Raw genomic sequence first — 24,229 nt, 5'->3', positions numbered from 1 at the left:
TTGTATCCTAGATGTACAGTTAAAAAAACGGCTCGAAATGTTCTGTATTCTTAATCTATTCGTGCAAAAGAAAAGAACTGCCGCCGCCTGGCAGTTCTTTGGGCTGTTATGGCTGCTTGCTGCTCCACACATTAAAAATCGTCATGGCAAATTGTTCACGGGTAATGCCCGCTTCTGGAAGAAATCTAGCAGAGGCACCGCCGGTCATCAGGCCGTTTGCGTAAACAGCATCAATTTCATTCTTTGCCCAGTGGGAAGCCGGAACGTCTGTGAAAGCGGCAGGTGCACCTGCTTTCAGATTCAATGCTTTTGTTAATATACGTGCTAACTGGGCCCGTGTAAGCGGCTGATTCGGATTGAATTTCGGCGCTTTCGCAAAAACGCCCGCTTCAGTAAGCTGTGCAATCGCGCTGTAAGATTTCATGTGCGCAGAAACATCTGAAAACCCTGGATTCGGCGCCGCTTCCGTTTTGCCAAGAATACGTGCTAAAATAATCGCGGCTTCCGCCCTGGTAATCTGGCTTTTAGGTGCAAACGTACCATCCGCATTTCCTTTAATAATATCATTCTCGGCCAGTTTCATAATCGCCAGGCGTGCTTGGGAGCCGATAGCGGCAATATCAGAAAATGGGTCCGAGTCCGCCGCTCCCTTCCAAACCGCAAAAAATTGATTGGCAATCAGCTGATAGCCGGCTGTATTCGGGTGAATATCACTCGGGTTTGGCAAATACTCTTCACCGAACTGGGCAGAGGCATCAACAAACGTTGCGGATTGTTTTTGAGCGGTCGTTTTTAATTGCGTATTAAAAAGTGTAAAAAATTCTTTTAAGTGATCTTTTTGCGGTCCTTCTTCCATACGTGGAAACGGAAAATAATAGCCTGTCACATACACATCGACCGTTGGATTCAATGCTTTAATTTGCCCAATACCGGCTGTGAGATTTCGGTCCACCTGCGCGACTGCTTCTAATAGCTTAATGGGATCTGTATTTCCGGCAAGCGCTAATTGAAGCAGATCATTAGCACCTGTTGAGATCGTAATCAGTTCTGCCTGCCGAATCGCTTCCTGTACATCCGTTAAAGAGAGCTTCGCTAAAAACTGGGCGCTCGTTTCACCGGAAACGGCAAATTCTTTCGTAAAAGAAGAAAGCAATCCTCTTTCGATCAGCCCTGCTTTAATAAAATCAGTATAACTTTCTTTAATTTCTCCATTATAAGGCGTTTGGCCGGCCGCAATAGAATCACCGAAAGCGACATAGTCTATTTTCGAAGCAGCTGCGTCTGCTGGCGGCACAAGAAAAATGCCCATGCCCAATACGCCGGCTGAAAGGGCTGATATGTATTTTTTCACTTTTTTTCCTCCCGCACTCGTTTTATCCATTTTACCATGTGAAGAAGCAATACGTGCGAACTTCTTAGAAAAAATGAGGAAATGTGGTATAATGAAAACGTTGTTTCAACATGCTTTAAATGGGTATAGTAATGTAATGAACATTTGAGAACGGAGATGACAGAAATGAATTTAAAAAAGCTGATCAAGTACGGTGCTATTATCGCTCCAATCGTTTACCCGAAAGTAAAAAACCGCCTAGGAACAAACAATTTGCGTAAATCATACAGTGATTCCCATAGAACACGTATGTCTGGCAAAAGCATTCTTGATAAACTTTAATCCGTCATAAAAAAGATCCTGCACAGGATCTTTTTTTCATGTAGACAAGCTAAAAAACCCGCCAGCAGCTGGCGGGTTTTTAAATATTTCTTTATTGAAGAACTGCACTCCTGCTGAAAAACTCTTTGTACAGCTCACGCAATACATTGTTTGTATCTTTTTCTTGAATACCAAACACAAGGCTGACTTCCGAAGAGCCCTGGTTGATCATTTCAATGTTTGCGCCAACGCGGGAAATGGCCAATGTGGCACGTGCAGAAAGTCCAAGTGTATTATGCATACCTTCTCCGACAAGCACAATCATCGCAAACCCATGCTCCACATTTGCTTTATCTACATCCAGTTCATTGCGGAAACGAGCTAAAATGCGCTCTTCTTTTTCTGGTGTAAGCTGGTGGCTTCTTACAATAACCGACAAATCATCAATGCCAGATGGCGTATGCTCATATGATACACCTTCTTCTTCTAAAATTTGAAGGAGACGGCGGCCAAATCCGATTTCACGGTTCATTAAATACTTGCTTACGTACAAAGTAGAAAATCCAGTGTCTGCTGCAATCCCAATAACCGGATTTTTCGTGTATTCACGCTCTGCTACAATCATTGTACCTGGTGCGGATGGGTTGTTTGTATTTTTAATGCAAACAGGCACCGAATGCTGGAATGCAGGCATAAGGGCTTCATCATGGAAAACAGAGAAACCGGCATATGACAACTCGCGCATTTCACGGTATGTCATCCGTTTGATTTCAGCCGGATTGTCCACAACATTCGGGTTCGCTGCAAAAACAGAATCAACATCTGTAAAGTTTTCATACAGCTCCGCTTTTAAGGCAGCGGCTAAAATCGAACCAGTAATATCCGAACCGCCGCGGGCGAACGTCATCATCACGCCTTCTTTTGTGTAACCAAAAAAGCCCGGGAATACGACAATCTTTCCGTTTTCACGAAGCTTTTCTAAGTTTTCATAAGCCTCTGGAAGCGCACGTGCGCGGCCCGGCTCATCACTTACAATTAAGCCCGCTTCTTTCGGATTTACATACTCCGCATCTAATCCGATGCTTGTAAAATACGCAGCAATTAATTTTGCATTATTATCTTCTCCGCTTGCTTTCAGCTGATCCATGAAAAGCGGCGGGTTATCGCGGTTTTCTGTTAAACGGCCGCGCAAATCTTCTTCAATAATATAAACAATCGTATCATCAAGACCGAGCCCTTGAGCGATGTCTGCATAACGGTCAACAACGGCTTTAAGTTCCGCTTCCGCATCCTGCTTTTGCAAAGAGGCATTCGCAAGCGCAATCAGCAGGTCCGTTACTTTCGTATCTTCGCTGAAACGTTTACCGGGTGCCGATACAACAACCGCCTTTCGCTTCGGTTCATCTTTTACGATAGATGCTACTTTTTTAATTTGTTCTGCACTGGCAACGGATGTGCCGCCAAATTTACATACGATCATGTCTGCCACTCCTTGCTGGTTTGCATTCCTTGACGAAAATGCGCTTTATCCAAAGAATTATACCACCGTTCATACGAAAAAAGAAGAAATAATCAGAATTTCGTTGCGAAAACGGGAAAAATGCCCGGGCTCACAAGCTGCCCGGGCATGTTCTTTCCTTATTGAGCTGAATTTGTATCTGTAATACGTCCTTCAACTGCTGCGTTAACCGAAGGGTTCGCTTTTAAGTAATCGGTAAAGGTTTCCCAGTCGACGTTGCCCGGCTCACTCACACGGCCTTCATCGTACGCTGTTTTAAACATTGAATAGTTATCGCCGCCTTTTGCGGTAAAGGTGTTTGTTGCTACAGCATATGTTTTCGCTTCATCCAGCGGAACAAATGTGCCGCCTTCGTTCACTTCTACCGATGTTACACGGGAACCTGCCGCTTTGGAGGAGTCATACGTAAACTTCAAGCCGGACGCCTGCAGGAACGCGCCGTTTTGTTCTGGCGCCAGGCTGACGCTGTGTTCAAGCGCGGCTTTGATTTCTGCTCCTGTTAAGTCCATGATAGCGAGCGCATTGCCAAACGGCATCACGGTAAGCACTTCTTCCATTGTAATGTCTCCGGCATTGATTGATGCACGGATTCCTCCGCCGTTTTGAAGCGCAATGACGGTATCTGGATCAATTGTCTTGGCTTTTGCAAGCATAGCATCCGTAATGAGGTTGCCAAGATTGGTTTCCTTCGTGCGCACATTCGCCCGCTCGCCATCTAAAGCAGCTGCAGCTGAACCCACTACCTGGGCTTTTACTTTCTCAATTTCCGGTGTATAAGCGGATGCCAGCCGGCTTTTCACTTCTTCGTTTTCTTCAAACACATAGGTGCCGTCTTCATTTTTCTGATCGACTTCAATCAGTTCGCCGGCGTACTCCGTGATAGCCCCTTCTTCGTCAAAGATTACATCAAGTGTACCGACAAACTTGTTATACTCATTGGCCTGTACAATAACGGTCGGCTCTGCTCCTGTTTCATCAATATACGGCTCGCTCAGCTTGTCATGCGTATGGCCGCCGACAATCACATCAATGCCTTCCACTTCTTTTGCGAGCGTGACATCATTATCACCGCCGCCATCCCGGAAGCCAATATGGGACAGGGCTACAACTTTGTCCACTCCTTCTGCTTCAAAGGACGCTACCGCTTTTTTCGCTTCTTGAATATAGTTTTCAAACACAACATCGTCGCCAGGAGATGAAATCGTTTGTGTTTCTGCTGTTGTCAAGCCGAAAATGCCGACTTTCTCGCCGTCTACTTCTTTAATAATGCCATTATATACCCGTCCGTCCATCGGTTCATCCGTCACCGTTTCGTTCATTAAAGAAGAAAGATTCGCATCCGCGGATGCGTTTACGTTCGCCGATACAAATGGGAATTTCGCATTTTTGATAAAATCAGCCAGCGGCCCTGTGCCAAGATCGAATTCGTGATTTCCAAAGGTCATGGCATCATAGCCGAGCATGTTCATAAAATCAAGATCAGCCTGCCCTTTGAATTGGTTGAAATAAAGGGTGCCGGAAAACACGTCGCCGGCATCAACGAGTAGAGAAGACGGGTTTTCTTCCCGCAGCGCTTCTACAACCGTTGCTTTGCGCGCGACGTTTTCAATATGTGCATGTGTATCGTTCGTGTGGATAAGGGAAAGCAGGAATTCTTCCGGCAGCTGAGATCCGCGGTGGAGGAATAACGCCCATTCACCCCGAAGCAGCCTGTCCGCTGCGCCAAAAGTGGTATCCGTTTTGCCGAGAGAAAGACCAGATTCTACAAGGGCGTTTACATAAGGGCCAAAGCGTTCATTCACATCCGTAAATGGCGTCTCCGTTACCGTTTCGTTCACTTCAAGCCCATACGCATTCGCAAGCCAGTAGGAAGCTTCGCCTCGCGTGATAGGTTCAAACGCACCGAATTTACCTTTTGCTTTTCCTGCTGTAACCCCGACTTCTGCCAGCGCATTTACAGCCCATTGACCTCGCTCTGGTACATCGGTAAATCCTGCGTCTTCATATGTATCATCTTCTGTAAAGCCAAGCGCCTTTGCCAATTGAATGGCCGCATCTACGCGCGTGATGGACATAGACGTGCCAAACTTACCTGCAGAATAGCCGGCTGTAATATCGTTTTCTGTTAAAAATTGAACCGCTTCCTCATAATGCGGCGGTACATCTGTAAAAGCAGATGCAGCCGAAACCGAAACAGCGGATACACCAATAGAAGCCACAGACGCTGCTACAATAAACTTATGTTTGTTTTTCAATGAACCTGCCCCCTTATAAAATAAAAACCTTTAATTCAAAGGATAGGTGATCTTTAACCTAAAAACAAGAATATTACAAAAACTTCAACAAATCGTTACATTACGTTCATAATTCGAAAAAAACCGCCCTGACATCGGCCGGGGCGGTTTTCTTGCTCTTTTATTCTTTTATAATGCCTTCTTGCACCATAAGCAGTGCCATAACGGCTGCTACATAGATAGAGACGGCAGGAGCCGTTAACACATGCCCTGCCGTTGCACTGATCCCGATTCCAAGGATAAAGGCAACTCCATACATAATGTTAACCGGCGTGAAGGTTTGTTTAATGTTTCGGACAAAGTGAATCACAAAACGGAACGCATAGTAAAGCGGCAATGACATCATGGTCAGGAAGCCGACGATGCCGAGTGAGAAAAAGAGATCAAAAAAGTCCATCTCGATCATTCTCGGTGTTTTGCCTGGTGCTGGTTCTTCATAGTTCCCGGCAAATCCCATACCGAAAAGCTTTTGTGAAACCGGCGCTTCGGCAAACTGGTCTTTCATCTCAGCTAAGTATTTTTCCCGGCTGCTGAATACAAGATTCTGCACTTGTTCATTTGTAATCTCAGGCTCTTCTTCCTCCTGCTCATCTTCCGGCAGTTCTTCGCCTGTATCTGGATCAATCTCTTTTTCTTTTTCCTTGCTAAAGTCGATGTTTAATAAACTTAAGTGTGCAAACATGTTATGAAACACAGGCGTAACCGGTGTTGTCACAGCGAGCACAGCAATGAGCACTAGCGAAATGAGCATATTAGAACGCGTTTTTCCTGAACGCTCTTTGGTGAAATACAAAATGAGCATAGAGAAAAAAGCAGCCAGCAGCACAACGACGATACCGCCGTACCCAACTTTCGTTCCAAGAAACTGCATCGAAACAGCCAGCAGCACAAATGGAATCCAATAACGCCACTCTTTTACACGATTTGTTTTCTCAATTGCGTAAAGGGCCGTCACCGGAAGAATGATCGCCATGATGGCACCAATTTCATTTCCGGCATAAAACCAGCCGGTAAAGCCGATTTTCGTGTGGGAGTAATTGGACAGGCTTGTTCCTGTTGCAAAGGAAACAAGAAACACGGCACTGATGATCAGCGAGGCGTACAAGAAATAAGAAGTGGTTTTTTCTTTAAACGGCACTTGCTCCCGCTTTAAATAAAGGTACAGAACGCTAAAGCCCGTAAACAGGATTGGGAAGTACACAATCTTATTGAAAAACTTTAATTCGCTCCCAAGGTAGTAAGGATCTTTTACGTTCATATTCAGCACAATGTTAATAGCAATGACGGCCGCAACGGCTAGTAAATAAAGAATGTACTTCCTTGCCAGCCCGCTTCGCCGCGCTTTCCATAACAGCATCAATACGATAGCGGCCATAAACAGCACGCGGACAATTACACCGACAGTTAAACTAATGTTAAGCAGCAGCAGCGATGCGCTTGTGAGCACATCAATAACCGGCTGCCAAATAATAAAAGCCAGGGCCAGCAGCCAAAATGTCTTCTCATTCTTCATGTTGAAAAGTCCTCTTTCCTTCCAATTTCGTAGATTTTTATACTATCATATTTTATAGTAAAAGAATTGTGTAAACCTGAAAATGCATCTTTTCTATTATATCGGAAAAGCGTTGAGAATCCAGCGGAAAATGAATCGTTCCTTCAAATGAAAAAGAAGTTCCCTGTTTGTTATACTCATTGTAACTACATTCATGATAGGGTGGCGGATTTTTCATGCGCATGTTTGTGTTTGGCGGAATACTCCTGGCCTTCATTCTGCTTTTTTGGGGAGGGTGCGAATTGTCGAAAAAAGAAAGAGCCACATGGGTATGGGATGCCCATACGCTCAAAGATTCAACAGAAATGCTGTCCTTCTTTGAGAAACAAAGTGTGAAAGATGTATACGTCCAAATCGACGCTTCTGTTTCAGATTCCGTCTATCAATCTTTTATTGAGAAAGCGCACGAGCAGGGTATGCGGGTTCACGCGCTCGATGGATCACCCGAATATATGGAGAAAGATCTGGACACCTTTTTGGATCGGATACGTCCGCTGGATTGGGACGGTATTCACCTTGATATTGAACCATATTTATCCAGTGAATGGAAAACTGATCAGAAAAAGGCGGTTTATCGGTACGAAAGGCTGATCAAGCGGGCAGCAGACAGCGGCTGGACACTCGGAGCCGATATTCCTTTTTGGTACGATGAAGTTTCCGCTTCTACCGGAGGAACGTTAGCAGAGTTTGTGATTCAGCATACGGATTATACGGTGATTATGGCGTACCGCGACAGTGCAGAGAAAGTTATGGATGTTTCGGCCAAAGAGCGTGCGCTTGGCCGTTCGCTCGAAAAGAACGTGTCGATTGCTGTGGAGACGATTGCAAACCCGGAAGCAGGAGGCATTTCGTTTTTCGGAAAAAGCGCCGCCTACTTCGAGAAAGAGCTGGAAATACTCGAAAATGAATGTGGCTGCCAGGTTGCTGTTCATCACGCTGAATCCTGGAAAACTCTATTAAACCAATAAAGGAAAGCAGCCGCATAACGCGCGACTGCTTTTATCGTTCTTATTTTAAACCGGCTGCTGAAATAATGGTGGGCCCAGTTCCGCCCTTCCATTTAATCACAAGCATCTGATCTCCATCTCTAGTCAGAGAGGCCGGGTTCAGGAGCTGCTGGATTTCCTCCTTACTTGTTACCCGCTTGTATTTCAGCGGCATTTTACTCCAGTCCGGCTCCTGGCCTTCATTGTTCCAAATAAATTGACTCAGCTTTTCCTTTTCTTCCTCGCTTGCTGCGTTCACGACGAACGCTTTATCGACATTTGAAGCAGAAGCGAATGCCTCACCGTTTGGAACATATTTCCGGATGGCAGCAATCGTATGCTCATCATCCAAATGAACGTTGCTGTACAAACTGACGCCATTTTCTTTCCCTGCCCAAAAATCGATCGATCCGGCAATTGAATTGCGGGTCGCGCTGAACATATCCGCTTCTCCTGACAACAGATCGCTTTCAATCGCTGCGCGAATCGCTTCAACGGCTTTCTTTTCCGCGACATTTGCCATTTGAATTTGAGTTACGTCGTTAAAAACCGTTAGGTAATTGATCGCAGCTTCTGGTGCCAGGGCAAAAATAGGCGTCGATGCTTTAATAAACTCGACATTTTTTCGCAGTTCCTTTGTCGCTTTGTCTGCTTCAGTTGTTGATACAGAATACTGACGCAGTACCCGGCTCCCGTCTTTCATCTTATACGTAATATAGATAGAGTAGCCATTTAAACCAGGGTGTTCACTTTGAACATCGATCAGTTTTTGGTGCACCTGTCGCCCCTGCTCAATAGAATACCCGTCTGTCATAAATCCAGCATCCGCTTTTTTCAGCTTGTTCTGCACTTCCTCATAAAACAGGCCTGAAAACGGCTCTGCCTGATCGCCAATATATACTTTTTCAATATCATTCACATTTGGGATCGCTTTTTCGTATGACCGGGCAAACAGGGCTCCCGGCAGCAGCAAAATCAAAACGAGCAGGGCATAGAAAACAAATCCCTTCCATGGCCATGTAAGCCGCAGCGACTTTTGCACAATCATCTGCAATAGTGTATAACCGGCAGCTGCCCCGATCACATAACCGGCAATCATCCATCCGGATGTAGCACCAAGAAGCTCCGCAAAATACATACCACCAATGAGCATCGCTACAAACGTTAAAACGAAGATAAATGCCCATCTAAAAAACGGAAATACGATCGTTTCATCTACCGCTTCGGCAGGCCGCACTTTATATACATAATAGGAAACAGCTATCATGACCGCTCCAATCACCAGGTAGACCGCCCATTCTGTTCCAGTGAACGGGCGAGTTTCATAGCTCGCGGCTCGAATTAAGAAAATACCGTCCTCCATAATTTTAGACGCATAAGCATCTACGGCCAGCCCGTTGATAAAATAACGGGCATTGGTCAGCGTCATGAAAACAAGCGCAGCCGGCAATACAAAGATGCCGTAAGCCATGATCCCCTGCAAAATCGCCGGACCAATAAACAAGCCAATTAAAACAGTGGTAATAAACATAAACAAAACGACAAACAGGGAAACACCAGCCCATTCCGCAATATTTCCCACTGTATAGTTAATCGGCTTTACTGTCGGCCGTATCGCCAGCAAGATCAAAGCATTGACTAAAATAGGCAGGCCAAGAGCGGCAGCCCCTGCTGCATACACGTGTGTCAGCAGTGTTTCGCGCTTAAACGGCAGGCTGTGCATAAAATCGGACGAGCTTTTTTTGGTCATGTAGCTCGTTAACACGATACCGGCTAAAACCGGGAACACCATATACGTTATATATTGAATCGAAAAAGAAATCGTAAGCAGTACATTGCCGGTGTTTGTTTCTAAAAACGACTTTACGCTCCATTCATCCCGAAGAATGACAAAGATGCCAAGCGGCAGCAGGACAACCTGTGACAAAAGAAAAAACAGACCGATCCATAACACAGAGCGCACATGCTGCAGAAACAGCCCTTTATTAAACGATAAGATTCCGGATTTCATAGCCGACACTCCCCATTTCGTACGTAAAAATTTCTTCAAGTGTTAACGGCAGCACGTCGTAAATGGCCGGTTCATAAGAGCGTACGTGCCGGTCAATGTCCCCCTCATTTCCGCGAACAATACAGGTCAGCACCCGGCCCCGTTTCTCATAATGCATCACATCCATGCCTTTAATGAACGACTCGTCCGGCATTTTTTTAAATGCCACCTGCAGCTTGCTCACATCGGTTTTTAGTTCCTCTAAATCACGCTCATACAAAAGTCTTCCTTTATGCATAACACCGACAGCATCACAAAAGTCTTCCATTTCCCGCAGGTTGTGTGAGGAAACAAGAACCGTCATAGAACGACTGCTGACATCTTGAATAAGGAGATTTTTAACCTGCTGGCGCACCACAGGGTCCAGCCCGTCAAAAGGCTCGTCCAAAATAAGCGCATCCGGCATTGCCGAGAGCGTTAAAATAAAAGCGGCCTGGCGCTGCATCCCTTTAGACATACGTGAAAGCTTTGCTTTTGGGTTGAGATTAAAATGATGATACAGCTGTTGAAATCGTTCTTCATTCCACCGGTCATAAACCGCTGCATAAAAGTGAGCCATTTGAAGCAGAGAAGTTTGATGAAAGAAGTATGGCTGGTCCGGGATAAACAAAATCCGTTTTTTTACTTCCGGCTGTTCAAAAATCGATTTTTCTTCGATTACAGCGCTGCCCTGATCGGCTCTCATAATCCCGGACAGCATTTTGAGCAGTGTCGTTTTTCCGGCACCATTGGAGCCGAGCAGCCCATAAATCGATCCTTTTTTCACATGCATCTGTACATCCTTTACGGCTTCAAAACGGCCAAATCGCTTTGACAGATGATCCGCTTTAATCATTTTTGTCTGCTCCCCTTTCCGGCTCCTGTATCGTTTCAATCAGCTTGATCACTTCATCCTTCGGCACGCCGAGGTACAAAATCTCCCCGACGATCCGTTCAAGTTCGTGTTTCAGCATCTCCACCCGCTCCTTATTGATTTCGTTTTTTACCGGCGACACGAAGCTTCCTTTGCCCGGAATAGAGTAAATAAACCCTTCCCGCTCAAGCTCCCGATACGCTTTTTGGATTGTATTTGGATTGATGGTTAATTCCTGCGCCAGCGTACGGACTGAAGGCAGCTGCTCATCTGCCTTCATGACCTCGCGAATGATTAGTTCTTTTATTTTTTCTGTCAGCTGCTCGTATATCGGCACACGACTTCTCGTGTCAATCGTAAACATCGCCGTCCTCCTTTTCCCCGAAACCGTATTAACTGTACTAACATAAATAATACAGAACTACTGGAAAAATGCAACATGTAATCATAAAATTTACTATTTCCTTCTTTTTGTTCAAAAAAAAATAAAGGCACCTATAAAAGGCGCCTTTCAGAATGTAGACAAATGATATGGATGACCGTGCACATGAATAGGCTGGATCGGCGGCGTCCAGGCAGCTCCGCTTTCCATGGGGCAGGCGCTGAGCCCAGCTTCGCCTGGCGGCTCCCCGGTCTCATCTGCCCGCTAGTCCCATAGGAGTCTGCGCTGCCCTCCCGCCGCCAAGGGGCTTGCGACAAAATGGTATAGAGAGAATAAGGTCGTATCTTTCTGTTTAAAAAAGAGAAAATATCTATTTAGTCTTTGTTTATTACTCTTCAACACTACTTAGTGAAGCCTGCCGGACGAAGACTCCTGCGGGAAGTACAGTGAGTCGGGAGACCCCGGAGGCGCAGCCGAGGAGGCTCCCGCACTGCCCGCGGAACGCGACGTCCGGCCGGCTTCACTTATCGGCTCTTTTTTAAAAGCGAAGGACTTTGTCTACACACTAAAAGGCGCCTATAAAAGGCGCCTTTATTTCTTATACTCATGGGTTTCCTTTAGTTCTCCAGTTACAATAAACCGCTTTGTACGATCGTCAGAACTATAGCAAGTGACCAGTGTGATGTTCGGTTCAATTGTATTCTCTATCACATCTGTCCGGCTTTCATGCACTACTTCTGTTTTGGTGACGCTGTACGTATATTCATACGTTAAATCCGTTACATAAATGAGGTCGCCTTTTTTCACCTTCAAAACAGGGCTAAACAGGAGATCTTCCCGATTCATGTGATGCCCGGCAAGCGGGTAATTGCCAATGCCCATCCATTGATTTTCCCGCATCGTTGTGGCGCCGGCCATTAAATTTTGGTTCGTCGTTCCTTTTAAAATGGGCAGATCCAAGTTTACCGAGGGAATCCGGATTTGGCCGACAACCGATTCTTCGTCTGCTTTGGCTTCCTTTACGACTGTATCCATAACAGAGGGCGGTTCAATGGATTCCATATCAAACTCTGCAGGCTTCTTGTTGTTTTGCTCGATTTTTTCCGGCGTCAGTGATTGAGCCGTTACATGGCTCGATTTGGCTTCAAGCAGTTCATACTTTAAAAAAGGAGCCCCGATCAGCACAATCGCTGTCAGAATACAAAGCACACCGATAACCTGTCTGATCTTCACGCACGTTTTCCTTTTCTCATCAGCATCCAGGCACCGGCTGCAAGCAGCACACCAGCAAACAGATACAGAGCACCTGATTCATCTCCGGTTTGTGGAAGCGTTCCGGTTCCAGCTGCTTTTGTTTTCACAGAGGTTGTTGTGGAAGAAGCCACCGCCGTTTTTGTATTCTCCATTTCTACATCCACTGTTTCACCGCTTTTGATCGTGACATCTGTTTGGCCCGTTGAGCGAGTGTAACCATCTGGCGCATCCGTTTCTTCTAACTTATAGCTTCCGGCTTTTAAACTTGTAAAAGAAGCAACTCCGTTGTCATCTGTGACAACCTTGGAAACGAGTTCCTTTTCTTCATCATAAAGAGAAAATTCCGCTCCCTTAAGCTCCGCCCCGGATGAAGCATCTGTCAGCGTAACCTTTAAGGCACCATAAGCATTCACAAGGCTGTTTTCCACTTTTTGTTCCACCGGCGTCTGACGGCCGATCGTCACTGTCCAGGACTCCGTCGGCAGCACATAGTCACTGTCTGTTTTTGTTTGAGTCAGCTCGTAGGTGCCATAGGAAAGACCGGTTAGCGAAGCTTTTCCTTTCGCATCCGTCACTACTTTTTTTGAATAAAGACCATTTTCTGTTTTGAGCTCAAATTCAGCTCCGGCAATCGGTACAGCCGTTCCTTTCTCAACAGCTGTAATGTTTAAAGCTCCCGCTAATCCTGTAGACTTTTCATGCATAATTTCTTTTGTCACAAGGACGGTGTTTAAATCCAGCTTCCAGGGCTCCAGCGGAACCGCGTAGCCATCGGGCGCCGCTGTTTGAGTGACCGTGTATGTACCGAACGGCAGGTTAGGCACCGATGCTTCTCCCGCTGCATTCGTTTTGAGCGAAGCGACTACTTTTCCTCCCTCGTTTACAATCGTAAACGATGCACCAGCCAGCTTTTCTTTTGACTTGGCATCCAGCGCCACCATTTTGATGGCTCCCTCTGCTTCCTCTGTAATCGTAAAGGAAAGCTGTTCGCCGGTCGGAAAAGCTACGCCGTAGGCGCCTATTTTCGCGAGCTTGTCTTCCTTGAATACCACTGGAACTTTAGCGGTTCCTTTTGCACCTGACTGTACATCTTCCTCCAGCACAGCGATAACAGTATTGTCCGCAGCGTTCATCTTCAATGTTCCAACCGTTTCTCCAGACGATGTTTTCAGCGGCTCTTCCCTGTCCTCACTAATGTAAAAAGGAGTCGGCACTTTATACAGATCAGGCTCTTCCCCACTGTACACCCAGTCAATTTGAAGGGTCATCGGTTCATTCAATGCATAAACCGGTGTAGTGGTTCCATCTGTGTGTGCAACCGCGGATTTTGTATAAAAAGCCGTTTCTGCCGCGGCCTGGGCAGGCTGCATGATACCAATGACTACAAACAACGCCGTGAGCAGCATTAACCATTTTTTCATTTTTTCTTTCCTCCAGCTCTCTTCACTTGTTTCTACTAGACAATTTTACCATAAAAGAAAACAAAAACCATGAACGATTTTTCAAAAAAAGGGTCTTACTGTAAACAGTAAGACCCTCTTGGCTTATGGCTGGCTGGAGGCTGCTTCGTCCAGCGGGATGGAAATTAACTGGTTTGATCCGGTTGCTTTCGGCATCACACCGTCCCATTTTTCAATCCATTTGTTTTGAATGACTTCCTGTGAAATGGACTCTTTAATAATCTGGTTGTACTCGGCAATACCCTGCGCTTCAATTTTCTTTTTCTGCGCTTCCGCTTCCGCTATCTTTAGCTCGATTTGTTTTCTTTCAAGCTCCTGGGCGGCTTCTACCCGTTTGTCAATCGCCGCCTGGGTGGATTTATCCGGCTTTGGTACACCTAATGTCATATTATCAACAACAAATCCTAAATCTTTAATATCCTCCGCAAACAGCGTTTGTACATCTACTGCCGCTTCCGATGACTTTTCTCCATATGTGTCAATAACCGAGTATTTGGCAATGCCTTTTCGGCCTGCATCCCATAAGCGCGTACGCAAATACGAATCTTCAATCTGCTCTACTTCAATTGGGCCGAACTGATTAAACACATCTACTACTTTATCCGGCTGGATGCTGTAGTTGTAGGCAAAATCAACCGTTACGCTTTTGCCGTCAGATGTGGCCACTTGTATATCTTTATAGTTCACAGTCTGCATGCGGACCGGATAAATCGTCACTTTATCAAATAAGCCGACAACATGCCATCCCTGCCCCAGTGTATCCTCCTGCACACCGCCGTTCGGGCTGTATACAACCCCTACATACCCATTTGGAATTTTTTCAATAAACATCGATAAAAGAGCCAAACCGAGAATAAGTGCTAAAGCAACAAGCGAACCACCCAATACCTTCCTGTTTGGGCCCTTACTTCTCTTTTTCGGTGTCAGTTTCTCCATGTTCTTCCTCCTTCAATCTATTCTTTACTTTGTCTGCTGTTTCCCCCACTTTGTTAAACATAGGCGACAACATAAGCCAAATGCCTGCCCCAATCAGAAGAAGCACTATAATAGATCCAATAAATACTTTCATTTATCGATCACCTCTTTACTTCTTTCTACGAAACGAAGAAGGAAATGGTTTCAAACTTTTTTACAAACTTAATAATCTTTTACATAATTCACACAAATTTTCTACATTCACTTCATACTTTTTTTCTATCATAGCTCTGGGGAACAAAATACATAAAGGTGGGTTCAGGTATGCCACAAGATTTAAACAGACGAAAATTTTTAACATATGTTGGTACAGGGGTTACCGCTTTAACCGTTGCATCTGCCGGGCTGGGTGCATTCGCGCCGAAAACGCAGGCAGAAGGTACAAAAGCTGCTTCTCATTTGTTCGGACGCAAGAAAAAAGTATCGGGCGTAAAATTCACGCCAATTGAAGCATCCGGAAAAGACGAGCTTGTTCTGCCACGCGGCTATAAATACGATGTAATTGCATCTTACGGAGACGTTATTAATAAATCTGGCGACACATTCGGTTACAACAATGACTTCACCATGTTTTTCCCAATTGACAGATCGAATCAGCATGGCCTTCTCTGGGTTAACCATGAATACACAAGTGACCTGTGGGTAACAGGCGCTCCGGTAAACGGTAAATATTCCGCTTCCCAAATTCAAAAGCTTCTATATAATCAAGGCGGTTCGATTATCGAAATTCGTCAGGATGAAGACGGCGTCTGGAAAATGGATACTTCATCAAAATATGCCCGCCGGATTTCCGGATTAACGCCATTCCGCTTAACAGGTCCTGCTCGCGGGTCAAAAGCAGTCGGCGGTGTAGACATTGTCCAGGGCACATTTGCAAACTGCTCGGGCGGAAAAACACTTTGGAACACAGTTTTGTCTGCAGAAGAAAACTATGAATCCACATCAAAAGCGGCTGCTCTAAATGAAACGCATTACGGCTGGATCCTTGAGGTAGACCCATTTGATCCGAACTTTGCACCACGCAAGCACACTGCGCTTGGCCGTTTCCACCACGAAAACGCGGCAATGGGCTTAACAAATGATGGACGTATCGCCGTTTATATGGGTGACGACAAACAAGATGCGTGTGTATACAAATTCATTAGTAAAAACAAATATGTTGAATCTCGCAAGCAAGCGAATTCTGACTTGCTTGAAGAAGGTACACTGTATGCAGCAAACTTGGGCAAAGGAACTTGGGTTGCTTTAACCATTGAAGCAGTCCGGGCGGCTGCAAAAGGAAATGCAGATATTCTTGCTAAATTCCAAACGCAGGCTGACGTCCTTGTTCATGCTCATGATGCAGCGATTCTTTTAGGAGCAACACCTACAGACCGTCCAGAAGACGTGGAAATCAGTCCATTTGACAAGTCTGTATTTATTGCACACACAAACAATGCAAAACACGGCAATATCCACGGTCACATTACCCGTTTCCTTGAAACAAACGATGATCTTGGTTCATTAACATTCGACTTTGAAATTTTCGCTTGCGGTGGACGCCAAAGCGGGTTCAGCGCGCCGGATAACTTAACATTCGACAGCGAAGGCAACCTTTGGACTGTAACAGATATGTCTTCAGGTTCAATGAACAAAGGTGTTTTTGAAACATTTAAAAATAACGGCGTCTTCGTCATTCCAACAAGCGGGGCAGCAATGGGCGAAGCCTACCAGTTTGCATCTGCGCCAATTGACGCGGAATTAACAGGACCTTGCTTTACAGACGATGAAACAACGCTGTTCCTTGCCGTTCAGCACCCAGGCGAAGAAACAGAAGATATCAACAATCCAACGAGCATGTGGCCGCACCGTAAAGGCGACAACCAGCCTCGCCCTTCTGTTGTGGCGATTACTGGATTTAAATATTAAGGAGGATGTTTTATGCTGCAAAATATCGGAGTACCCGGATTAATTTTAATCCTCGTCATCGCATTAATTATTTTCGGACCGTCTAAGCTGCCAGAAATCGGCCGTGCATTCGGCTCGACGCTGAAAGAATTTAAAAAATCTACCCGTGAACTCGTCTCGGATGACGAAGAAAAAACGGAAAAGAAAAAAGAAAAAACATTGGTTTAACCATTTCGGCTGTCCCCGCCTGCTGCGGGGCGGCTTTTTTTGGAGGTTCTATCGTGGAAAATCAAAATATGAAGGCACTTGAGCATTTTGAAGAAATGCGTAAACGGCTTATTATTACCATTGCCTCATTTCTCGCTTTTTTCATTGTATCCTTTACATTCGTTCAGGACATCTACGCGTACATCGTAAAAGATCTCCCGTTTAAGCTTGCTCTGCTCGGTCCAAGCGACATCATTATGGTGTATGTGATGATCGCGGCAGTTATAGCCGGCGCTGCAACGATACCGGTCGCAGCCCACCAAACGTGGCTGTTCGTTCGGCCAGCCCTGTCACCAATCGAGAGAAAAGTGACTGTTACCTATGTTCCGGCGCTGTTTTTCTTGTTTATAGCCGGCCTGTCCTTCGGTTATTTTGTTTTGTTTCCTATTGTCTTGTCGTTTTTAATGTCACTGTCAGGCGACTTGTTTGCTACTTTTTTTACAACCGAAAAATATTTTAAATTTCTTCTTCATATGACATTGCCATTTGGCGTTTTATTTGAAATGCCAGTCGTTATGATGTTTTTAACAAGTCTTGGCATTTTAAATCCATATAACCTGCAAAAAACGCGTAAATTCGCGTACTTTGCCCTGATTGTCGTCTCGATTTTAATTACGCCACCTGACTTTTTATCAGACGTCCTGGTCATAATTCCGCTTATCCTGCTGTACGAAGTAAGCGTGTCCCTGTCCAAAATGGTCTATAAGCGAAAACTAGCCGCAGCCGCAAACTAAACCGGCGCGGCTCTTTTTATGGCTATTCTCCGCTTCTGGTAAGCAGCACTCCCCTTCCCGGTTACTAAATTTTGTGCTTTTTTTGTTCATCTGTATTATTGAAGCGGATTCTTTGATACTATTTAAAAATAAAGAGGAAAACACGAATAAGGGTGATAGGATGTCGATTGGAGAACGTATCCGAAAGTTGCGCATGGAAAAAAAGCTTTCCCTGACCGAACTGGCTTTGCGGGCAGCCGTAGCAAAATCATATCTTTCTTCGGTAGAGCGGGGCTTGCAAATAAATCCTTCCATTCAATTTTTGTCAAAAATTGCGGCGGTTCTGGACGTATCCGTGGAGTCTCTGATCACTGAGCCGCACCAGTCCTTGGGGTCGATCGATGAGGAATGGGTTCACCTGGTGAAAGAAGCCATGGAATCGGGCATCAGCAAAGAGCAATTCCGGGAATTTTTAGCTTTTCAAAAGTGGAAAAAACAAGCGGATGAATAAATAAAAGCAGCGGTTCAGAGGCCCGCTGCTTTTTATTTATGCATAATACGATGGAGAAGAAGGGCTAATTCGTTCGAAAAGCGTTCATTGTCTTTTTCCTGTCTTTTGGACGGACCTTTTAATCGCCCGCCCGCCTGACGGATTTTTTTTGCTGTATGGCGGCTGAGCAAAAGCTGATCGATGTTCTCCGGCGTATACTCACGACCGTTCTGGTCGATCGCGTATCCTTGGCGGGCCAGCACCATGGCAGCCAGGCCATAATCCTGTGTGACAACCACATCTCCCTTTTGAACCCGGTTCACCAGCACAAAATCAACCGCGTCCGCTCCCTTTGAAACGATGATCGTTTCTGCGCCGGGCCGGGTCATTTCGTGAGAGGTGTCGCAAATCAACACAACCGGCAGGCCGTATTCTTTTGCTGCCTGACAGGCTCGGTCTACAACTGGACAGCCATCTGCATCAATTAACAAGGCTGGCATCCGGCTTCTCCTCGTCAAAGATGGTTAAAAAGGCGTCGTCCTCTTCACTTTCCGCCACTTCCCGCACCGTTTCTCCATACATGTCTTCCTGGTTCGGATCTGCTCCATATCGAATCAGCAGGCGGGCCATGTCCGGATTCCCCATTTCATAAGCATTCCAAAGCGGTGTATAGGCTGCATTATCTTCAATGTTCGGGTCTGCTCCTGCTTCTAAAAGCATTTCAGCCGTTTCAAGCTGTCCGTTGCCAGTGGCATAATGAAGCGCTGTTTCGCCGTTACCGTTTAACGCATGAATGTCCGCTCCTTCGTCGATCAGGCGCTCGAGAGAAGAGGTATCCCCTGACAGGGCTGCAAGCATCACATCCGTCTCACCCGTCATTTCTTCATCCGCTGCTATGTCTTCTTCCATTAGGGCTTCTCCTGCCAGATCGGAAAACCAGCCCGATGTGTCTATTTTCTCAACCGCATACGCTCCTCCAGCTGCTAAAGCAATACTGGCAGCTGTAAGCACACCAGCACCGACAACAATTTTTCCTTTTGGGGTGCGGTAATCGGTTGCTGTCGGCAGGCGCAAAAATTGGCCGACCTGCTGGATTCGCTTCGGCAGTGCCGGGTGCGTGGAAAGCTTCTCGGCCAGCCAGACGAATGGATTTGTTTCCTGTTTGATTTGTTTCACATACGCTTCTTCATTTACTTCAGTGTACAATATTTTTCCAACGCCTAAAATCGTTAAGGCGCGCTTGGCAGCTTCACCGTCTTCAATAAAATGAGCAGCGTAGCGGTCACACGTATATTCCGCCGCACGCGAGTAGGCATTGCTTAAAAAGGGAACCCACGCAGCCGGCAGGGTCAGCCAGCTTTTCCACAAATGGCGCCGTTTAATATGAGCCAGCTCATGTGCAATGATGAAGTCCAGCTCTTTTTCCCCCTGCTGGCGGGCCAATTCAAATACTTCTGAATAAAGAACAACGACATCCCGGCCGAAAAAGCGTGTGGCAAAGGCATTTAACGCTCCTTCCGACTGGATAATATACACATCCGGAGTTCTTGGCAGCCGCATTTCAAGCGACAGTGCATCAATCCGCTCATATACGTCCGGAAATTGCTCTTTGCTTACTTTTACACCATTTCCCCGAATAGAACCGATCATCACAGCGTGAAAAAATAAAGACAGCAAAAACAAGCCGGCCGCAATCGGGAGTAGGACGAGAGAAAAAAATAATGACACATAAAATCCTACACTCACCAAGCAGCATATAATAAAGTAAAGAGTTTCTTTCGGATACACTAAATTTCGATTTTCCAATCCACATTCTCCTTTTGATTTTTCTTTCATGCTTTCCAACATACGACACATTTTCACAGGGGTCAAGACGAAAAAATGGCTTATTTTTCAAACAACGTGAAACTTTTTGCATGGTTGTACGTAGGAAAAGAAGAAAGGTGGAATCTCAATGTATTACAGTAAATTAAGGGCAAAAGCACGTGACTCTCTTCGCGGGAACTGGCTGATAGCGATAGGTCTTTTTGTAGTAGCTACTCTTTTGTTCAGTGCGCCTGATCTGGTCTTAAATCCCGACGAATATGAGTTTACGTGGAAAGATCCGTTGATCCTTTTGTTTTCCGTTCTTCTCCTTCCTATTTCCATTGGCCTGGTATGGGCATGGGTGGATCTGTCACGCGGCAAAAAAATCGGCTTCGGGCATTTAATTGAGCCATACAAAACGATGTTTGGCAAAAGCATTCTTGTCGTGATTCTTCAGGGACTGTTCTTATTTTTATGGACTCTTCTATTCATTGTGCCTGGCATTATTAAATCTTTTTCTTATATGCTGACCTATTATATTTTGCGCGATGAACCGGGGCTGTCTCCTCTTCAGGCGATCACAAAATCACGCCGGATGATGGACGGCCATAAAGCCGAAGCATTGGTTCTTGGCCTTTCCTTTATCGGCTGGATTTTACTCGGGGTTGTCACACTTTTTATCGGCTTTTTGTGGATTGCCCCTTACATGAGCGTCACATATGCTCACTTTTACAATACGCTCCGTGCAGAGTATGAAGAAAAAAACTCATTTTAAAAAACGCATTTTAAAAACCGGCTCTGTTAAGGGAGCCGGTTTTTTTCTTTTCGCTTTCGAATTTTATAAAAAAATGCTGATAAAACAAGCGCAAAGAACGCGCCGACCATATCAAGCCCTACATCTTTTAACATCGGCGTCCGTCCCCCTGTTAACAGCTGATGATACTCATCGAGCAGCGCGTACAAAGCAGTTCCGGCAAGAGACAGGCAGAACACGGGCCAAATTCGTCTTGGACGGGCCAGCGCCAGTACGTGAAACAGCGCCGCGGCTAAGCAGCCAAACAAGAAAAGGTGTGCAAATTTTCGAATAAAAAATTCAAGAAAGTAATAATACCCTTTTGTTTCAATAGAAATAGGAGTTCCCCAGTATGATACTTCGATAGGCGCAAGAATCCCGGCAAACGGCTCTCCCGGAAGAAGCCGTTCAAGCTGCGGTACAAGGGACTGCTCCTCATAGGTCTGGGATGAAAAATTAAAAATAATAGCGCCAATCACAATTAAAACGGCAACACGCATTACTTTCTTCACTAAACCACCTCGTTGTGAACATGTCCAGCTGTGGAAACCATTGATAAATGAATAGAATACATGAGTAGGAAAGAAATGTCTAACTATAACCCGGACAATTATACAATTATATCCATATATAGTAAAATGAATTTAGCAACTGATTCTGTATTCATTTTTTATACAGATCAAGCTTAAAAATATGAAAGAAGGCAGGAGATACACATGTCGATTGGCGAGAGCATTCGCTCTTTTCGTTTAAAAAAAGAATTATCTTTAACTGAACTGGCCAGCCGCTGTGGCATCACAACATCTTATATTTCATCTGTTGAACGGGGGATCCAAACAAACCCGTCGATTGGGATTTTGCAAAAAATAGCCAAAGAGCTTGACGTGTCAGTTCACCAGCTAATCAACCATCACGGCCTGCCGATTGAAGAAGAACTAAACGAAGAATGGAGAATGCTGGCCCAGGAAGCCATGCAATCGGGTGTCAGCAAGGAGCAGTTCAAAGAGTTTCTTGCATTTCGAAAACGGCAGAAAATGAACTAGTGTGCGTTTGCTTGTCCGATAAAAAAGCAGCTGACTCTTTATAGAGCAGCTGCTTTTATCATATGTGCGGGCCTGGATTTGTATGTGTTAACTTTCTTTCGTTTCTTGCTGCTGTGCTGCTTGCAGAAATCTATGAATTTCTTGAATTGATAAGCCCAACTGTTTTACTTCCCGCATCCGGCAGTACAGACATCCGAGCGAAATCGTTTTAGGATCTGTAACTTTGCGTCCTTCCCCTTTGATAAGTTTCCTTTGTCTCCCATTACCTAATTTTTTGTTGATCAATGCTTCAATCAAGCAATACACCAATCTTTCTACATACCTATACTTAATAAACAATAGATGAGATGGCTGGCAGGCTGATTAAATCTTCTTTATTTCTTTTGTCTTTTATTACTTATGCTTTTTTTAACCAGCAAACGTTAAGATAGTTTTGAGCAAAATATAAAAGGACCATCTTCTTTTTTCGCTCTTTAAAAAGAACGATTTTGTACTATATGTATTAGGTAAAAAAATGTAGTTAACGGGCAATATCGCTTCCTTTTATTTGTTCTTTATAATGAGTTTGATAGTATATAAATTATTAAAGAGACAATGAATGACTAAGAATATTTAAAATGATTTGCTGCTTTTTGCTGCTGTGTTGAAATGGCCCTTTTTTCGATTGAGACCATAAAAAAAGCTGGACTTCTTTAACCTCAAGGTCAATGTCTTTTGCTTTCTGCATTAATTCCATACACTCCTGGTCTATGTCAGCTTTCCATTCCATCTTTCTGCTCCTCTCTGCTATTTCCTTTACGAAAACACTGGCTGCTTTCTCCTTCCTCTTTCAATCATGCAAAATAGTATATGAGCTTATCTCTTTTTTTATTACAGCTATTTGATCATCTGCTAGCTAGATTTTCATAATATTAATGAGTAATTTCTAAACATTGCACGACTTTTTCTTTCACTAGATACAAACTCATTTATCAAATAGCTATTTTGCTTAAAAAGCTGCCCCTTTCGGAGCAGCTTTTTAAGTTATTCCCGCCTTGTTAAACGGTCCTTTTCCATATGCATTAAAATCGATTCTACTTCTCTTTCATCACGGCCCATGACAAGGCCAATGACTTTAGAAGATCCGACAGCGCCTTCTACATAAGCGGCATCAAGCAGGCTGAGCGGCACAAATTGTTCAAGATCCATGTATTTTTCCACGACAGCAAGCCCTTCATTGAATGGCCCATCCCATTCCAAAGAAGACAAACGAATCGTCGGTTTCCCATATACATTCAACACCTCTTCATGCAGCATAAGGGCACACGAGGAAGCGTTGAAACGAACATTTAAGTCTATAAAATAAAAGTCATCACCGCGCATCAGCACATCAAAGCCAGCAACTCCAACGTAGCCTGTTGCTGCAATGTTTTCCATTACCCGAAGACCTGCTTCCACCACACGCTCGAACGGTTCAGCGTTTGTGCTGACCCAGCTGCCACGGAAGCAGTTATCCTCATTGACCACCTGCTCGGATTTGCCTAAAAAACGCACGCGTCCGTCTTGGTCAGCCACGTAATGAAAACCAAAATTACGGTCATAATCAATGAATTCTTCCAAGATAATCGTAGATAAATCCCCAAAGTCTTCACTAATCTCGTAAAGCTGCTGCTTTTCTTCAATTAAGAGCACACCGCAGCCGCCGGAGGTTGGGCGTCCATCTCCTGTTTTCAAAACAAATGGCATAGGCGGTGTGTCCTCCAGCAGCTCTTCTAAGCTGACCATCCGTCTTGGCGGAACATGCTCGGCTGGTACAAGTGCCGGAATACTTCGTTTATCGCTTAAATACGCAATAACAGACGGATCTACCCAGTAAAGAGAAGTGGGGGCGTCCTCTGGCGGATGTGGATATTGGAAAATGACTTTTTTCCCTTGTAAGGATAGTTTATTTAAAATAGATACATATTCTTGATCATTACGATACGTATAACGAACAGATGGCAGCCTCAGTCCTGCTTTTTCAAGCAGACGGACGGCTCCAGGGGTTACAGCACCTTCATGGCAGATGACCGGCATTTCTCCAGCCACGCTCAATTCTCGTCCAGTTAACGCTTCTAAACTAAGCAAATCGCCGCCAAAGTGCTCATAATCATGCGAAAACAGTTTCGGCGAATAGACATATTCTTTTCCGTAAATATCTTCTGAACTTTGCTTCGGTTGAATAACACTTGTAAATGAATGAAACGGCCATGCTCTTTCCCCCATTAAAGCCACC

The 24,229-nt window shown here is 45.0% G+C and carries 25 protein-coding genes; 8 read left to right on the top strand and 17 right to left on the bottom strand.

Going from position 1 to position 24,229, the window contains the following annotated elements:
• Positions 1-106: 106 nt before the first annotated feature.
• Positions 107-1,351 (bottom strand): S-layer homology domain-containing protein, encoded by a 1,245-nt coding sequence (locus RG959_RS05690; protein ID WP_342796301.1) that lies wholly within the window; start codon positions 1,349-1,351, stop codon positions 107-109.
• A gap of 156 nt (positions 1,352-1,507) precedes the next feature.
• Between RG959_RS05690 and RG959_RS05685 the strand changes: the two genes are divergently transcribed.
• The gene (locus tag RG959_RS05685; protein WP_315694192.1) at positions 1,508-1,672 is read left to right on the top strand and encodes a hypothetical protein; all 165 of its coding nucleotides are present in this window, start codon (positions 1,508-1,510) and stop codon (positions 1,670-1,672) included.
• Between the two features lie 91 nt (positions 1,673-1,763).
• On the opposite strand, the gene RG959_RS05680 is transcribed toward RG959_RS05685, so the two are convergent.
• The 3 genes from RG959_RS05680 to RG959_RS05670 all read right to left on the bottom strand — a co-directional run bounded on the left by RG959_RS05680 (position 1,764) and on the right by RG959_RS05670 (position 6,977).
• Positions 1,764-3,131 (bottom strand): aspartate kinase, encoded by a 1,368-nt coding sequence (locus tag RG959_RS05680; protein ID WP_342796300.1) that lies wholly within the window; start codon positions 3,129-3,131, stop codon positions 1,764-1,766.
• Between the two features lie 158 nt (positions 3,132-3,289).
• Positions 3,290-5,425, bottom strand: a complete 2,136-nt coding sequence (locus tag RG959_RS05675) for a 5'-nucleotidase C-terminal domain-containing protein (RefSeq protein WP_342796299.1) — start codon at positions 5,423-5,425, stop codon at positions 3,290-3,292.
• 160 nt (positions 5,426-5,585) lie between these two features.
• Positions 5,586-6,977, bottom strand: coding sequence for an O-antigen ligase family protein (locus RG959_RS05670; protein WP_342796298.1), 1,392 nt, complete (start codon positions 6,975-6,977; stop codon positions 5,586-5,588).
• 281 nt (positions 6,978-7,258) lie between these two features.
• Between RG959_RS05670 and RG959_RS05665 the strand changes: the two genes are divergently transcribed.
• Positions 7,259-7,984: a hypothetical protein gene (locus RG959_RS05665; protein ID WP_342796297.1), complete on the top strand. Its 726-nt coding sequence runs from the start codon at positions 7,259-7,261 to the stop codon at positions 7,982-7,984.
• A gap of 40 nt (positions 7,985-8,024) precedes the next feature.
• Here the strand turns inward: RG959_RS05665 and RG959_RS05660 are convergent, their stop codons facing one another.
• From RG959_RS05660 to RG959_RS05630, 7 genes are all read right to left on the bottom strand, one after another.
• On the bottom strand, positions 8,025-10,013 hold the full coding sequence (locus tag RG959_RS05660; protein ID WP_342796296.1) for a hypothetical protein: 1,989 nt from the start codon (positions 10,011-10,013) through the stop codon (positions 8,025-8,027).
• Positions 9,988-10,887, bottom strand: a complete 900-nt coding sequence (locus RG959_RS05655; protein ID WP_342796295.1) for an ABC transporter ATP-binding protein — start codon at positions 10,885-10,887, stop codon at positions 9,988-9,990. The genes RG959_RS05660 and RG959_RS05655 overlap by 26 nt, the downstream gene beginning before the upstream one ends.
• Positions 10,880-11,269, bottom strand: coding sequence for a GntR family transcriptional regulator (locus tag RG959_RS05650; protein ID WP_309089070.1), 390 nt, complete (start codon positions 11,267-11,269; stop codon positions 10,880-10,882). The genes RG959_RS05655 and RG959_RS05650 overlap by 8 nt, the downstream gene beginning before the upstream one ends.
• A 609-nt stretch (positions 11,270-11,878) precedes the next feature.
• On the bottom strand, positions 11,879-12,520 hold the full coding sequence (locus RG959_RS05645) for a class A sortase (RefSeq protein WP_342796294.1): 642 nt from the start codon (positions 12,518-12,520) through the stop codon (positions 11,879-11,881).
• A complete protein-coding gene (locus RG959_RS05640; RefSeq protein WP_342796293.1) occupies positions 12,517-13,962 on the bottom strand; it encodes a SpaA isopeptide-forming pilin-related protein in 1,446 nt (481 codons plus the stop codon). Before RG959_RS05640 ends, RG959_RS05645 begins: the two co-directional genes overlap by 4 nt.
• A gap of 123 nt (positions 13,963-14,085) precedes the next feature.
• On the bottom strand, positions 14,086-14,937 hold the full coding sequence (locus tag RG959_RS05635) for a prohibitin family protein (protein WP_342796292.1): 852 nt from the start codon (positions 14,935-14,937) through the stop codon (positions 14,086-14,088).
• On the bottom strand, positions 14,906-15,070 hold the full coding sequence (locus RG959_RS05630) for a hypothetical protein (RefSeq protein ID WP_242231970.1): 165 nt from the start codon (positions 15,068-15,070) through the stop codon (positions 14,906-14,908). Before RG959_RS05630 ends, RG959_RS05635 begins: the two co-directional genes overlap by 32 nt.
• Positions 15,071-15,240: 170 nt before the next feature.
• Here RG959_RS05630 and RG959_RS05625 point away from each other — a divergent pair, with 170 nt between their 5' ends.
• From RG959_RS05625 to RG959_RS05610, 4 genes are all read left to right on the top strand, one after another.
• A complete protein-coding gene (locus tag RG959_RS05625) occupies positions 15,241-16,884 on the top strand; it encodes a PhoX family protein (RefSeq protein ID WP_342796291.1) in 1,644 nt (547 codons plus the stop codon).
• A 12-nt stretch (positions 16,885-16,896) separates the two neighbouring features.
• Positions 16,897-17,091 (top strand): twin-arginine translocase TatA/TatE family subunit, encoded by a 195-nt coding sequence (locus tag RG959_RS05620; RefSeq protein WP_050179753.1) that lies wholly within the window; start codon positions 16,897-16,899, stop codon positions 17,089-17,091.
• Between the two features lie 68 nt (positions 17,092-17,159).
• Complete coding sequence (gene tatC / locus RG959_RS05615) at positions 17,160-17,864, top strand: twin-arginine translocase subunit TatC (RefSeq protein ID WP_483298852.1); 705 nt, start codon at positions 17,160-17,162, stop codon at positions 17,862-17,864.
• A gap of 160 nt (positions 17,865-18,024) precedes the next feature.
• Positions 18,025-18,354: a helix-turn-helix domain-containing protein gene (locus RG959_RS05610; RefSeq protein ID WP_251274287.1), complete on the top strand. Its 330-nt coding sequence runs from the start codon at positions 18,025-18,027 to the stop codon at positions 18,352-18,354.
• A 32-nt stretch (positions 18,355-18,386) separates the two neighbouring features.
• Here the strand turns inward: RG959_RS05610 and RG959_RS05605 are convergent, their stop codons facing one another.
• Entirely contained in the window at positions 18,387-18,833 is a 447-nt protein-coding gene (locus RG959_RS05605; protein ID WP_342796289.1) for a YaiI/YqxD family protein, read from the bottom strand.
• Positions 18,814-20,139 carry a M48 family metallopeptidase gene (locus tag RG959_RS05600; protein ID WP_342796288.1) on the bottom strand — a complete coding sequence of 442 codons (1,326 nt, stop codon included), beginning with the start codon at positions 20,137-20,139 and terminating at the stop codon, positions 18,814-18,816. Before RG959_RS05600 ends, RG959_RS05605 begins: the two co-directional genes overlap by 20 nt.
• A gap of 148 nt (positions 20,140-20,287) precedes the next feature.
• On the opposite strand from RG959_RS05600, the gene RG959_RS05595 reads away from it, so the two are divergent.
• Positions 20,288-20,914: a DUF975 family protein gene (locus tag RG959_RS05595; RefSeq protein ID WP_342796287.1), complete on the top strand. Its 627-nt coding sequence runs from the start codon at positions 20,288-20,290 to the stop codon at positions 20,912-20,914.
• Between the two features lie 26 nt (positions 20,915-20,940).
• Here the strand turns inward: RG959_RS05595 and RG959_RS05590 are convergent, their stop codons facing one another.
• Positions 20,941-21,444 (bottom strand): VanZ family protein, encoded by a 504-nt coding sequence (locus RG959_RS05590; RefSeq protein WP_342796286.1) that lies wholly within the window; start codon positions 21,442-21,444, stop codon positions 20,941-20,943.
• A 204-nt stretch (positions 21,445-21,648) separates the two neighbouring features.
• Here RG959_RS05590 and RG959_RS05585 point away from each other — a divergent pair, with 204 nt between their 5' ends.
• A complete protein-coding gene (locus RG959_RS05585; protein WP_342796285.1) occupies positions 21,649-21,975 on the top strand; it encodes a helix-turn-helix domain-containing protein in 327 nt (108 codons plus the stop codon).
• A gap of 87 nt (positions 21,976-22,062) precedes the next feature.
• Here RG959_RS05585 and RG959_RS05580 read toward each other — a convergent pair whose 3' ends face one another.
• The 3 genes from RG959_RS05580 to RG959_RS05570 all read right to left on the bottom strand — a co-directional run bounded on the left by RG959_RS05580 (position 22,063) and on the right by RG959_RS05570 (position 24,219).
• The gene (locus tag RG959_RS05580; protein WP_342796284.1) at positions 22,063-22,272 is read right to left on the bottom strand and encodes a hypothetical protein; all 210 of its coding nucleotides are present in this window, start codon (positions 22,270-22,272) and stop codon (positions 22,063-22,065) included.
• 286 nt (positions 22,273-22,558) lie between these two features.
• Positions 22,559-22,744 carry a hypothetical protein gene (locus RG959_RS05575; protein ID WP_342796283.1) on the bottom strand — a complete coding sequence of 62 codons (186 nt, stop codon included), beginning with the start codon at positions 22,742-22,744 and terminating at the stop codon, positions 22,559-22,561.
• Between the two features lie 254 nt (positions 22,745-22,998).
• Entirely contained in the window at positions 22,999-24,219 is a 1,221-nt protein-coding gene (locus RG959_RS05570; protein ID WP_342796282.1) for an ATP-grasp domain-containing protein, read from the bottom strand.
• Positions 24,220-24,229 lie beyond the last annotated feature (10 nt).

Origin of the sequence: Domibacillus sp. 8LH, from assembly GCF_038806185.1 — a bacterium.
Classification (GTDB): Bacteria; Bacillota; Bacilli; order Bacillales; family Domibacillaceae; genus Domibacillus; species Domibacillus indicus_A.
Note: the sequence above shows the minus strand (reverse complement) of the source record. Positions and strands in the feature narration are given on the sequence as shown.